Source organism: Desulfomonilia bacterium, from assembly GCA_036567785.1.
GTDB lineage: Bacteria > Desulfobacterota > Desulfomonilia > UBA1062 > UBA1062 > DATCTV01.
The window spans coordinates 22380-36635 of sequence record DATCTV010000060.1 but is presented as its reverse complement, the minus strand read 5'-3'; the positions used below and the strand labels follow the sequence as shown (position 1 = coordinate 36635).

General features: G+C 49.7%; 8 protein-coding genes. 3 read left to right on the top strand and 5 right to left on the bottom strand.

Annotated elements, in window-relative coordinates; genetic code table 11:
- Positions 1 to 5 precede the first annotated feature (5 nt).
- The 3 genes from VIS94_15015 (at position 6) to VIS94_15005 (ending at position 3093) form a co-directional block, all read left to right on the top strand.
- Positions 6 to 1532, top strand: a complete 1527-nt coding sequence (locus tag VIS94_15015) for a GMC family oxidoreductase (protein ID HEY9162386.1) — start codon at positions 6 to 8, stop codon at positions 1530 to 1532.
- A 1-nt stretch (position 1533) separates the two neighbouring features.
- Positions 1534 to 2214, top strand: a complete 681-nt coding sequence (locus VIS94_15010; protein ID HEY9162385.1) for a hypothetical protein — start codon at positions 1534 to 1536, stop codon at positions 2212 to 2214.
- A 63-nt stretch (positions 2215 to 2277) separates the two neighbouring features.
- Entirely contained in the window at positions 2278 to 3093 is an 816-nt protein-coding gene (locus VIS94_15005) for a prohibitin family protein (GenBank protein ID HEY9162384.1), read from the top strand.
- A 57-nt stretch (positions 3094 to 3150) separates the two neighbouring features.
- Here VIS94_15005 and VIS94_15000 read toward each other — a convergent pair whose 3' ends face one another.
- The 5 genes from VIS94_15000 to VIS94_14980 all read right to left on the bottom strand — a co-directional run bounded on the left by VIS94_15000 (position 3151) and on the right by VIS94_14980 (position 14255).
- Positions 3151 to 5337: an alpha-galactosidase gene (locus VIS94_15000; GenBank protein HEY9162383.1), complete on the bottom strand. Its 2187-nt coding sequence runs from the start codon at positions 5335 to 5337 to the stop codon at positions 3151 to 3153.
- On the bottom strand, positions 5318 to 7168 hold the full coding sequence (locus VIS94_14995) for a carbon starvation protein A (protein HEY9162382.1): 1851 nt from the start codon (positions 7166 to 7168) through the stop codon (positions 5318 to 5320). Before VIS94_14995 ends, VIS94_15000 begins: the two co-directional genes overlap by 20 nt.
- Positions 7169 to 7321: 153 nt before the next feature.
- Positions 7322 to 11113 (bottom strand): PAS domain S-box protein, encoded by a 3792-nt coding sequence (locus tag VIS94_14990; GenBank protein ID HEY9162381.1) that lies wholly within the window; start codon positions 11111 to 11113, stop codon positions 7322 to 7324.
- A gap of 241 nt (positions 11114 to 11354) precedes the next feature.
- Entirely contained in the window at positions 11355 to 12692 is a 1338-nt protein-coding gene (locus tag VIS94_14985) for an MFS transporter (protein ID HEY9162380.1), read from the bottom strand.
- Positions 12693 to 12815: 123 nt separating this feature from the next.
- A complete protein-coding gene (locus VIS94_14980; protein ID HEY9162379.1) occupies positions 12816 to 14255 on the bottom strand; it encodes an efflux transporter outer membrane subunit in 1440 nt (479 codons plus the stop codon).
- Between the last annotated feature and the right edge of the window lies 1 nt (position 14256).

Sequence of the window (14256 nt, the reverse complement as noted above, 5' to 3'; positions counted from 1 at the left end):
CAAATATGATTAAGGAATGTAAGGATATAAAGGGCCATGTAGATATAAAGGCCGATGTATGCATTATCGGTTCAGGCGCCGGAGGGGCAGTCGTTGCAAAGGAGCTTGCCGTAAAGGGGCTTAAGGTCGTAGTGCTGGAAGAGGGCGGATATTTTACAGAAAAAGATTTCAATCAGGACCCCGGCAACATGATGGGTATGATGTACCGTGACGGCGGGGCAACGATCGCTTTTGGATTGCCTCCGGTGTCAATAACAATGGGCATGACGGTAGGCGGTACGACGACTGTCAATTCCGCGATATGCATGAGAACGCCGCGCGGTGTCGTTGAAAAATGGATCACTGAATATGGCTGCGAAGGTATCGATTATGACGTGCTGAGCGGATATTTCGATAAAGTCGAAAGAGAGATCAATGTTACGGAGCTGAGTGAAGACATACTTGGGAATAGCTATCAGATAGTGAAGAGAGGGGCAAACGCTCTGGGGTATGAGGCAAAGCCGCTCAAACATAACGTCAGGGACTGTAAAGGCGCCGGAAGCTGCCAGTGGGGCTGTATCAGGGGCGCCAAGCAGTCAATGGACGTAACATATATTCCCGGTGCGGCTGCAGCGGGTGCTGATATATACGCCAATTGCAGGGCTACAAAGGTTAATGTCGAGAACGGTCGCGTCAGAGGTGTTGAAGGTCTCATAATCGACCCGATGACAAAAAGGAGGCGCTACAGGGTAAAAGTAAAGGCCGATGTGGTCTGCCTTGCAATGGGGGCTCTCATAACTCCAGCATTCCTGCTTAAGAACAGACTTGCCAACACATCCGGCCTTGTCGGAAAAGGTTTGACGATCCACCCGTGCGGAAGAGTTGTGGCCGAGATGGACGAAGAGGTGAACGGCCATTACGGGGTTTCACAGGGCTGTTATATAGACGCCTTCATGGATGAGGGCATAATGCTTGAAGGGATGTTTGTCCCGCCCGGGGTTATGGCAATGGCGTTACCCGGTGTGGGGGAGGAGCACAAATACCTTATGAAGCATTATAAAAATCTTGCTGCTTTCGGTGTCATGATTAGCGACTCGACCCGGGGCAGTGTGAAACCGGCAATGTTCGGTCAAGCCTTTCGGGCGTACTATTCAATGAACCGGGAGGATGCGGGGAAGCTTCACAAGGGATTGTGCATAACTGCGGAGATGTTTCTTGCCGCCGGCGCTAAAAGGGTATTCACCTGCTGCAGTACCATGCCGGTCATCAACAGCAGGGAGGAGCTTAACCGCTTCAGAAACCTCAAAATTAAACCATGGCACTTTGAGATCATGGCATTTAATCCGCTGGGGACATGCCGTATGGGAAATGATCCCGGAAAATCAGTTGTCGATACAAATCTTGAATCTCATGATATAAAAGGCCTGTTCATACCTGACGGCAGTCCGTTTCCGACTTCGCTAGGCGTCAATCAGCAGGTAACAATAATGGCGTTTGCCGCAAGATGTGCGGAATATATTTCATCGAATATAAAAAAATACAAAGGGGAATAAAATGAGAAGAATAGTTGCAGTTTTGATTGGTTTTGTTTTTTTTCTTCCTGGTGCATTGTTTGCGCAGGAAAAGCTGAATCTCAAGATAGACAAGGCAAAGCTGGAAGCGGGAAAGCTCCAGACGTTCACAGTCGAGATGAAGGTTGAGGGAGAAGGCAAGAAGAAAAGGGGCATAGGCGTGCTTCTTATCAACTCTACACCAGAGAATACCTGGAAATATCTTTGCGACTGGAATTCCATGGGGGAGTTCGTACCCGGTCTTGAATACTACAAAACAGTCGGTGTTATCAAACCCATTGAACCCGGCGAGACGGGAGAGGTCCTTTTTGAAGGCAAGCTCAAGTTTCCCGTTCTCACCGTTATTTATACTCTGGATGTAAAGTTCGACGGGAAAAACATGAGGCAGGATTGGAGCCTTGTTTCTCAGCATCTTGTGGATGAATACCAGAAGAAGGGGATAAAGATAACCAGGGCCACAAGCGGACTCAAAAACGTCGAAGGATTTGAATATATCGAACCTTATGATAACGGAAAAAAGACAGTTTACTACTATGCGCCGATTGTGGAAACATCGGTACCGGTTCCCGGTTTTGCGGAAAGGTTCATGACGAACAGCACGCTTCCGGGCTATATGGAAGGCGTCAAAAAGCGTGTTGAATCGAACGGGACATATAAGAAATAGGAAGGCTGTCTCAGACAGCCTTTTTTATTGCCCGGAATAAATTGATTGCAAGGAGGGAGTAGAATGGAAACAGGCGCATTCAGATCAAAAGGGATCCTTATAGTGGTTGCGGTAGTGGTGCTGGTAATCCTCTTTTCAGCAAGGCCCATAGTGGTTATTCCTGCCGGATATGTCGGTGTTAAGGACTTTTTCGGCTATGTGTCCAGCGACACGCTCTCTCCAGGGATAAGGCTGATCATCCCTTTTACTAAAGTTATCAAGATGTCCACAAGGTCCCTGACGATTATGGAAGAGGCAGACACCCCGTCGCGGGAAGGACTTATAATAAATCTGGATGTCTCTCTTATCTACAGGATAGACCCTGCCAGGGCCGTGAATATTTATAAAACAGTGGGCAAAAGCTATCAGGAAATTATTGTTGAACCCCAGCTGCGTTCAGCCATCCGGGAAATTACGGCTTCATATGATGCGAAAACGCTGTATTCGGCTGAAAGGGACAAGCTTGCGGGAGAGGTCAAGGAACTGTATTCAAAGATAACAAAAGACCGAGGCATAATAACCGAGCAGGTGCTGCTCAGGAAGATAGGCCTTCCGACGGTTGTGGCAAACGCCATTCAGGAAAAACTCAAACGCGAACAGGAGGCCGAGCAGATGAAGTTCGTGCTTCAGAAGGAGCAGCAGGAGGCCGAGCGCAAACGAATCGAAGCGCAGGGCATCGCTGACTTCCAGAAAATAGTGGCCCAGGGCATAAGCCCGCAGCTGCTTGAATGGAAAGGGATCGAGGCGACCGAGAAACTCGCCAACAGCCAGAATACAAAGGTGGTTGTCATAGGCAACACCAAAACAGGCCTGCCGATAATACTGGGAAGCGATAAATGAAAAAGAAGGTCCCGGTAATGATAAACCGGGGCTTTTCCTTTTTTCAAATTGAAAAGGTCAAACAGCCTCAAACCTTATCAGCGCGCTGCCATAATCTCCAATGAAAATAGGCGAAGGAAGCCCCGCCTTCATCAGGGTATCACCCTTGTACCGGGCTCCGAATACGGCTTCCCTGTATGTTTTTTCAGGGTCAAGACCGGTAAGCCTTATTGTCCTGAAGGGCTCCTGCGCCTCGGCAAGCACACGGAAAAAGAATAGCACAGCCTTTGACTGGTCCTCGTTTACAAAAAGCCAGGCCGTCATGTTACTTTCGAACGGGCTTATAAGTCTGTACATTCTACCGAACTGAACTGTGTCCCTTATTTCTTTTTTGTACAGGTCGATATGAGTTTTGAGAATGGCTGTTTCATCCTGCGAGAGTTTCGACAGGTCGAGCTCAAGCCCTAAATTACCGGCCATGGCCGTGTGGATACGTGCTATCAGAGGCGTCGAACGATGCACCTGGTGATTCGGAACAGCTGAAACGTGTGCCCCCATTGAGATTACAGGATAGACAATACTGGTGCCATGCTGGATCTTGAGGCGCTCGACCGCGTCCGTATCGTCGCTGGTCCATGTCTGCGGCATGTAGTGAAGCATGCCGGGGTCGAACCTGCCGCCTCCTCCCGAACAGCTCTCAAAGAGGATTTCGGGAAATGCGGAGGTTATGGTTTCGAGCACGCGGTATAGTCCGAGCATATATCGGTGGAATGTTTCCTGTTTCTTTTCTGAAGACAGCGAAATAGAAGCGACTTCAAGAAGGCTTCTATTCATGTCCCATTTGACGTATGCGATCGGCGCGCTCTTGAGCACGGCGCTTACGCTGTTGATGATGTAGTTGCACACCTCGGGTCTGGACAGGTCGAGCACGAGCTGATTTCTCGAGTCGGTCCGTCTTCTTCCTTTTACATGAAGGCACCAGTCAGGGTGAGCCCTGTAGAGATCGCTGTCCTTTGATATCATCTCGGGTTCGAACCAGAGTCCGAATTTCATGCCGAGCGCGTTGACCTTTTCGGCAATCCCTTTTATGCCGCCCGGGAGCTTGTCCGTGTTCACGACCCAGTCGCCCAGAGAGCAGTTGTCCTCGTTGCGAACGCCGAACCAGCCGTCGTCGAGTACGAAAAGCTCGACCCCGATTGCTGAAGCGGCCTTTGCAATTTCGAGAAGCTTCTCCTCGTTGAATTCAAAGTAGGTTGCTTCCCAATTATTGATAAGAACAGGCCGGGGAATGTCCCTGTGGATGCCCCTGCACAGGTTGTTCCGATAGAGCCTGTGGTACGTGTCCGACATGCCGGAAATCCCTTCTGCTGAATAGACCAGAACTGCCTCGGGCGTCTGAAAGCTTTCGCCGGGTTTGAGTACCCATGAGAAACAGTATGGGTTTATGCCTACCGAGGCTCTTGCTGTCGAGAACTGATCGACCTCGACCGTGGCGAGGAAATTGCCCGAATAGACGAGGGAGAACCCGTAGGCCTCGCCCGAAAATTCCGTGCATCCCTTGCTGATAAGCGCCATGAAAGGGTTCTGCTGGTGGCTGGATGTACCGCGCCTGCTTTCAATCGACTGGGTGCCCGGCGCGAGCGGCCTGATTTCGACATGCCTTTCGCGCGCCCATGCTCCCGAGAGCTGGAGCATATCGTAGTTTGCGTCCATGAAATCGACGCTTGCGCTCATGGCGTTCAATATTTTTATATCGGAACCGGAATTATTGATAAACCTGGCCGAACGTGCGATGGCGTCATAATTTCTGAAGGTGGTATATGTGAGTTCCACCGCAAGCCCGATGACGTCATCCCTCATCTCGACGATGAGCGTATCCGCCTCGTAGAGCATCTCGATATAAGTTGAAGGAAGGCCGGGAAGCGCCGGTTTGCCGGTAAGTATTTTATGGCCTGAATATTTGAGCTCTGCCAGTCTTGCTCCGTCCGCGGTCTCGACGATGAATGCTGGCTGCCTGAAATCTCCTGTGCCTGATGACGGATATTCAAGAGGAAGGATATCGAGAGATATGCCAAGCTCGTCAGGGTGGGTATCCGGAGAGAACGCTCTCATGGCAGGCCTGAGCAGGTACGAGCAGTCCGGGTCGCTCAGGGCCTTTCCCCAGTACAGATGCAGGAGTTCACCATAGGCGGCCTTCATTATATAGCTGGCGCCACCCGCTCTCAGGTGGAATATCTGTTTATTTTCATCGAACGTTATCTGCATAATCTCCCTTTAACGGTCTCATGAAAGACATGTAGACCATGTACAGCGACGATATTATCAGAAGAAAGGCCATGCCAATAAGTATTATCTGCATGATGATGCCGGTGATGTCACTTGAAGGGATGCCTGCAAACGCTTTTCCCCACCTCCCTATGCTTATTACTCCGGCGGTGGTTGCCGTAACGGTTAAAAACAAACAGGGCAGTGCGGTTATGAGAGCGTATTTCCTTTTTGCAGAGTTCTGAAGAATCCAGCATGTGCCGACGGCCAGCACTGTGGCCGCAAAAAGCTGATTGGATATGCCGAAGAGCGTCCACAGGGAATTGAGAGTCCCGGTATATAGCAGGTATCCCCAGCAGAAGCAGACTGCAAAGCTCGTCATGATGTTGAGCCTCCAGTCGTAGTGGTTCGTTTTCACCCTCGACTCCTTTATTATAACGTCCTGCAGAATGTACCTGCCCACACGCGTGCCTGTCTCCAGCAGCGTCATTATGAAGAGCGCCTCGAACATGATGATGAAGTGATACCAGTAGGAGCCGAGTTTTTTCATGCCCGGCAGGTGGGTGAAGAGTTTGGCCATGCCTACGGCGAGTGTTACCCCGCCGCCTGTCCTTCCTGCGAGTTTCTCCTCGGTTTCGTCTTCGAGCGTTTTCAGGTCGACAGGGTTGAGATTCATCTGAGTTCCCGCCGAGCTGTCGTTTACGAAAGAGACATAGGCGGCCTTCTGTTTATCTGTATCCTGGGGCATGTTGATTGCGAAATAATCTCCGGGCTGGAGCACGCATGCGGCGATGAGTGCCATGACCGCAACGAACCCTTCGGTAAGCATTGCGCCGAAACCGATGGGAAGCGCGTGCTTTTCATTCATGAGCATCTTGGGTGTCGTGCCCGTCGAAACCAGTGCATGCCAGCCCGAAACCGCGCCGCACATGATGGTGATGAACATGAACGGCCATACACCTCCGCTTATTATCGGGCCGTTGTGTAAAAATGGTGAGAGTGCGGGCATGTTGAGATGCGGGTTTGCAAGAAGTATCCCGACCGCCAGCACGATGACGACACCGATCTTCATGTATGAACTCAGGTAGTCCCTGGGGCACATCAGTACCCAGACCGGCAGGATGGAGGCGATAAGTATGTATGACGGAAGGATTATCGACATTGTGTGTTTGCTGAACATGAACAGGTGTCCGTAAGGGGAATTCGAAAAAGGGTTTCCTATGAATACGCCTGCAAGAACTATTATAATGCCGATCAGGCTGGCCTCGAAGATTTTTCCCGGCCGGATCCTGTACATCCAGAGACCTGTGATGAGTGCTGCTATGATGGTTATGAATATGACGAATACACTCCATGAGCTTAGTGCGAGCGCGTTCACTACAACGACCGATGTGCTTGCCAGCACCGCTATCAGGCTGAAAAATGTCGCGATGGAAGCAGCAAGCCATGCCCTGCGGCCGAGCATGGATTTAACGATATCGGGGAACGACTTTCCGTCATGCCTTACCGAGAGAAGGAGGATGGTGATGTCATGTACGGCGCCGCCCAGGCATGCCCCGACTATTATCCACGAGTATCCGGGAAGGAACCCCCACTGTGCAGCCAATACGGGTCCGATCAGCGGTCCGGCACCTGATATAGCTGCGAAGTGGTGCCCGAAAAGCACCCATTTATTGGTGGGCTGGTAGTCGACACCATCGCGGAGCTTATATGCCGGGGTCATTTTTGCCGGGTCAAGAGCCAGTACCTTGGCGGCGATAAAGGCCCCGTAATATCTGTAAGCAACAGCGAACGCCGCAATGGAACAAATGATCAACCATATTGAAGACATTTCAAGAGTCTCCTTCAAAATTATTGAACATTCTATTGTTTATAACGGATATAATATTCAATTTCTTTAGACCGTACGAAATAATATTTCAGCCTGAATCCTTGGGCATCAAAATCAATGAATGAATTCTGAGTGTTAAATAGCTGGGGGGATCTATTGTTTGGCCAGGGCCTTTCTTATTACGCTTTTAAGGGTGTCGGAATGATACGGTTTCTGTACGAATCCCGACAGATTGTTTTCCTCAAAACGGCTCACCACTTCCTGCTCGCCATATCCGCTGCTCATTATTACCGGCATCTCCGGGTTGATGAGCCGAATTTCCCTGAAGACCTCATCACCGTTCATTTCAGGCATTGTCACATCAAGGAGCACTAGACTGATTATATCGGAGTTTTCTCTGAAGACGTTCAGCGCCTCTTTCCCGTCAGATGCGATTAAAACCTCGAACCCCCAGTTTTCCAGCAGCTGCTTGCAGATATTGCATACATATTCCTCATCGTCCGCTATCAGGACGACTCCGCTGCCGGTCCAATCTTTCTGCTTCCCGGATGGTGTGCGGAAATCAACCGCGGCTTTTTCGATTGCAGGGAAAAATATCCTGAATGTCGTCCCTTTGTCGATTTCGCTGAATATCTTTATTGCCCCTTTGTGCCCGCGTACAATGCCTTGAACGGCTGCGAGCCCCAGTCCCCTTCCGGTAAATTTGGTGGTGTAGAACGGGTCAAAGATTTTATCAACCGTCTCTTTATCCATACCGCATCCGTCATCGGTAATATCGAGACAGACGCAGCTGCCCCCCTCCTTGATTTCGCCGTAGGAAAGCGTTGCGCTATCATCCTTGCTGTTGTATTCAAGTCCTGTTGTTGAGATAACGATATTGCCTTTTTTATCATCGAGCGCTTCCGAGGCATTGATAACCAGATTGAGTATAATCTGCTGTATCTGGGCCACATCGGCATTTATTGAAGGTAGGTCTCTGCCGAGATAGTATCTGAGGCTGACCTTTTTGGAGACAGATATCTCAAGCATGTTCTTCATGTCGTTGATAAGGTCCGACAGGTTGATCGGAACGACCATGAAACGCCCTTTTCCCGAGTAGGCCAGCATCTGCTTGCACAGGTCCGCTGCACGGAAGGAAGCCTTTTTGATGTTCTCGATCTTGGATGCGGCCGGAGACTGCTCGGGGATATCCATCAAAGCAAGATCCGCATTGCCGGTTATGACCATCAATATGTTGTTGAAGTCGTGGGCTATTCCTCCTGCAAGCACGCCCAGACCTTCAAGCTTCTGCGTCTGCTGGAGCTGCCTCTCGAGGTTGATGCGCTGTTCCTCAACCTCCTTGAGTTCAGTAATATCCTCGAATATTACGCATATATGGTTTTGCGAATCAGAAGGACGGTAGGCATTGCAGTGATACCATTTTTTTGTAGGTCCGTGATACATGTCGAATATTCGGGGGACGCCTGTCAGGGCAACGCTGCCGTATGCATCCACCCAGCTCTGTTCGGTTTCCGGCCAGACGTCGAAAACATCCTTTCCCCGGATGTTTTCGTTCTTGAGTCCGGTAATCTTTGTGAAGGCATCGTTGAACTGTCCGAAGCGGAAGCTTACATAATTGCCGTCCTGGTCGAACGAAGACTCCCAGACGACGAATGCATTGATCATATTATTGAATATAAGCTGCAGCTCAGCGGATTTCTTATGAAGCTCCTCCTCGGCCAGCTTGCGCTTGGTGACATCCCATGCGATTCCGGTGAGGCTTACGAAAGAGCCTTTGGAGTCATGGTATATGGAGCCGTTTATGTTGTACCAGTGCCAGCTGCCGTCACTGTGTCTGAAACGGTATTCGGTCCCTGATACCAGCTTTCCGGAGCATGTTTCGGTAAATGCCTCCATGCATTTCTGAATATCGTCGGGATGCAGTATATCTAAGAATTGGGTTCCCAGCGTTTCCGATATTTTATATCCTGTATTTTTTTCGAATGAAGGCGAGAGGTAAGTAAAATCGCCTCTGTCGTTCAGATTGAAGATTATGTCATAGCTGTTCTCAATGATCATCCTGTATCTCTCTTCACTCTGCTTGAGGGCATCCTCGGCCTGTTTCATCTTTGTTATGTCTTCAACCGAACCTTCGTATAGGATAACATTTCTGTTTTCATCCAGAATGGCCTGCACATTGAACCTTCCCCAGATATGGTGACCGTCTCGATGCTTTAATTCAATTACAAGGTTTTTTACGAAGCCGCTTTTTATGAGTTCTGCTTTCATTTTCTCCCGTTCGACGGGATTTACGTAAAGCTCCTCTATGTCCGATACACTGTCAATCATCTCCTTTGGAGAGTCATAGCCGAACATGTCCGAGAGGGCCTTGTTCATATCGACGAATTTCTTTCCGAATGACGAACGGAATATCCCGTAAAAGGCATTGTTGAAGATTTCACGGTATTTCGTTTCGTTCCGGCGGAGTTCCTCTTCCATGCGTTTCTGAGTGGTTATGTCATGGGCTATGGCGATGAACCTGCGTTCGGATGAGGCCGTATCGCCCTTGGAAGCGATCGAGAGTTCGAACCAGCGTGTGCCGGACGATGTCTCAAAGGAGTATGACGAACCGTAATGTACGCCGGTTTCTCTTGCCTCACTGATCGCTTTTTCGACTATGGCGGTGGAGGTTTCACTGAGTATGTCCCGGACATTCCTGCCTACAAAAAGTTCAGGCATCACTTGCATTTTCTCCGGCTGAGGCGCCCTGAAGTCATAGATAATGCCAAATTCATCCACCTCGAACAGGTAATCGGGAATGGCATCAAGTGTTGCTATAAGCCTTTCATTGAGGACCATCATGGACTCATGCGCATCATCTATTTCCTTCTGGCGCTGTTCGAGAGAATCGGCCATGTTGTCGAAAGAGTACGCAAGAGAGCCTATCTCGCCGTTGTAGTCCCTGAACCCGGAGCGCTCCTCGAGGCTGCCCGTACTCAATCTTTCGGTTGCCCTTTGCAGATTGTTTATCTTGCTTATCAGAAGCTTGTCTGCGCCGTACCAGGCGAGGCTTATGGCAAGCAGTGTAAAGAGTAACAGCCCTGTAAGATTATATGCTAGCGATCTGTTTATCCTGGATACAGCAACAGATTTGGATATGCCCGTGACCAGAAAAAGAACCGCCTCAGGTGCTATCCTGACCTCGGCAAATGAACAGAGCCTTTCTACGCCGTCCATACCCTTGACTGGTATCAGGTCATTACTGTCGTTTTTCAGCATCCCCCGTATCATGGGAATGTTGTTGAAGGTCTTCCCCACATATTTTTCATGATCAGGGTTACGGGCAAGTATGGTGCCGTTGCGGTCGGATACAATGATTACCGCTCCATCAGGAAGAAGGTTCTCCGTTATCAAATTGCCCAGCATCGAAAGGTCGATGGAAACCCTTAATACGGCTTTCAAGGCGCCCGCCTCGTCATATACAGGGAGAGCGGCACTGATTCCTTTCCTGCCCGTAATGGAACCTTTCGTATGATAATTCCCGATCGAGAAGTTCCTGCTCAGTACTGCTCGCTTGAACCATGCCTCACCTGAGGAATTGATGGCTTTATTGAGAGGTATGGCGCTGGAGAAGCAGTCTCCCGAAGGGCTGTAGGCGGCTATGTTAGAGTAGAAAGGATAGAGACTTAATAATCTTGAAAATGTTTCATTGCATTTTGACGGGTTGTTGTCCCTGATTGCAGGCAGAAGGGAAAGCAACAGAAGTATCTCCCTCGAGTTTTCAAAAAATCTCTGCTGCTGGTTTGCCGAGACCTTTGTCAATTTAATTACATCTGTGTTTATCTGACCCATATCGATGCGGCGTTGTTCAAAGGCTGAATATATAAAAAGTCCCGACAGGGGCAGGACTATTATCAATATCAGAAGGACCAGCTGAAAACGCAGTCCGGAAAACAATCTGTGCATAATTTCATTCATCCTTTTGAACAGATAGACCAACCATATTTTACCTATCGGCAGAATTTTCGAGAAACTTACAGGAAATGATTGTTTATAAGGATTGTGTTTCCCTCTTGAGCAGGAGAAGCGTCATTTCCGTCATTAAGCGATACAGGAAGGAAGAGAAAATGTATGCTGATTAAAATATTCCGCCCCTGTTTTCTAGAATCAGCCTGTCCCGGGAACCGTTCCAAGGCAGGTTGATTATCTAAGAGCTTTTTTTCATTTCCTCGGCGCGCTCGGCCATAAGCTTTAAGAGTGCGTCGCGATCCTTTCTTATATAGAGCATTATCATGAAGAATATCAGCCCACAGGGAATCCACCAGAAAACGGCGAAGTTCATCATGCCGATATAGCCTAGCAGCGGTAGCACAAGCCCGCCGATTGCCGGTCCAAAGCCTTTGCCTATGTTGTCGGTAATATTAAAGCAGGCAAACACGGTTCCCCTGTTCTCAGGGCGGTTGACGTTCATGAGTATGGCCCTTACATTCGGACCCGCAGCGGATACGAAGAACCCTGTCACTATCGCAAGTATTATATAAACCTGATAGCCGGATCCTGACGGGTCAATCGGAATATTGACAAGCATGAATGCAGGAATCACCCCCAAAAGGACGCAAACGCCGCAGAAGGCGGGCATGAACCTCGGGTCTTTTTTGTAGAGCCATTCGCCGATATATCCTGCCAGCAGGCCGCCTATGGTTGCTCCGACTCCGAGCATTGTGATTACGAATGTCGCCTTTTCCTTGCTGATGTGTCTGACCTGCTCGAAGAAGTATATTATCCAGAAGCTGAGAATGCCCCAGGGCACGGTGCCGGGAAGCCCCTGGAGGAAAGACCAGATGTTCGTCCTGTTAGAGAAGACGTACTTGAAGTCGCTCAGGCGGATCTTCTGCTTGTATTCGGCGCCTGCGTCGATGAGTTCCTCGAGAGCTGCTTCCCTGCGGCCCCTTTCCGGGTCCTTTGCATAAAGAGCGAATATTATCGCTATCGGTATGTTGGGTGCTGCGACCACTATGAAGGGCAGCCTCCATCCAAGGCCGAACAGGTTCATCGGCGTCAGGAAACCGGCCGCCATCATGCCGAAGAGAATGCCTATGGCCCATGCCACACCAAGCCATGCAGAGGCGACGGCCCGGTCTTCCTCGCGGAAGTAGTCGGACAGAAGAGAGAAGGTGAGAGGGAATATGCCGCCCAGTCCAATGCCCGAGAGTATGCGCCATAGAGCGAACATCTCTATACTTTTCGTAAGTGCGGGTATGCCTGTCAATATGCACGGGATTTCGCCTATGAGGACTATGAGCACGAGCAGCCATTTTCTGGATCCCTTGTCGGAAAAGTACCCGAAGAATATGCTTACGATAGCGCCCAGTATTGTGAAGAGAGATCCGATGAATCCCAGCGTCACTTCGCTTACCCCGTACTCGGCCTTCAGGTCGGTGAGTATCGCGGTCATAACGTTGGTATCCGCCTGCAGAAATACAAACATGAGCACCATCAGCGCAAGCGTTATCACATCCCTTGCCGGCATTTTCGATCTGGCCATGTTACCTCCTACCTGACATATAAAATGGTCTTTTCATAGACCGGTTCTTTACATAAAACTCCTCTTTCAGGATGACAAAGGATGCTTTCCTGAAGATTATCCATTCTTATCCATAAACGGCTGCTATTTCTTGTCCGCTTTCTTGACGTCCGGCTTTGGCGGATCAAGTATGGTCTCGGCTGTTTTCCAGCCTCCACCCATTGCTTTGTATATGCTTACAACAGCAAATGCCTGATTGCTCTTTGTCTGCACATAGGAAAGTTCTGTATCGAAAAGCCTGCTGTCCGCATCCAGAACCTCCAGATAATCGGTATATCCGTTTTCATATCTGAGATATGAAAGGTCACGGTAGTTCCTTAGCGCCTGAACCTGCTTTTCCTGTGCAGCGCCCTGTTCGGTTATCTTCTGGTAGCCCGTAAGTGAATCATCAACATCAGCAAAAGCAGCCTGAATTGTCTTTTTGTAATTGGCCAGAGTTTCCTCCCTGACCGCTTCGGCGGCCTTTACTTGTCCTCTTATGGCGCCTGCCGTAAATATTGGCATGGTGATCGGGACTGAAAAATTCCATACCTGTGCGGGTCCGGTGAACAGGTCCGACAGCTCCGCGCTGGTTGTTCCCAATGCGCCTGTAAGGGATATGCTCGGGAAATATTGCGCCTTCGCAACGCCGATCTTGGCGTTGGCCGCGATCAGGGCCTGCTCCGCCTGCATTATATCCGGCCGCCTCTCCAGGAGGTCGGATGGAAGCCCTGAAGGTATGGGCGGCATCTTCTGATTGTTTAAATCCATATTTCTGTCGATGTGTCCGGGGTTCCTGCCGAGCAATACGCACAGGGCATTTTCCTGCTGTGATATGGCTTTTTCTATCTGGGGTATCTTGGCAAGGGCAAGCTGGTATTCTGAAATGACCTGGTTCAGCTCAACCTCTGATACGACACCTCCCGCATACCTGTCCTGGAAGATCTTGAGTGTCCCCTTTCGGCTGTCGGCAGTCTGCTTAGAGATGACGAGCTGCAGGTCGAGATTTATAAGATTCAGATATCCCTGCGCCACCGATGTGACAAGGCTCAACAGTACGGCCCTTTTTGCGTATTCCTGAGACAGCAGGTCAGCCCTGGCCGCCTCGTTGGCCCTTCTCAACTTTCCCCATATGTCAAGCTCCCAGTTTGCATTGGCGCTCACAGTCCATGTGTTGTAGGTCGGATTCATTCCCATCTGCGACAGGATGTCATAGTCCGGTATCTTCTGCCGTCCGCCCTGTGCGCCCGCGCCGACCTGAGGGAACATTTCAGACCTGGTGGCCTGATAGCGTCCGGCGTATTCGTTTATGCGCGCAACGGCTATCCTGACATCCTGATTCTGTTTTATCGACTCGACAATCAGAACATTCAGCTTGGGGTCATTGAAGCCTTCCCACCATGCAGAATCGATCTGTTCCTCTGCGGCCTTTTCCGGGATGCTGAACTTTTCAGGTATGTCAATTTCAGGCCTTTTGTAGTCTTTGCCTATGGCACACCCTGAAATAATTAACGCTGATAAAAGATACAGAGAGAGCCTTTTCATA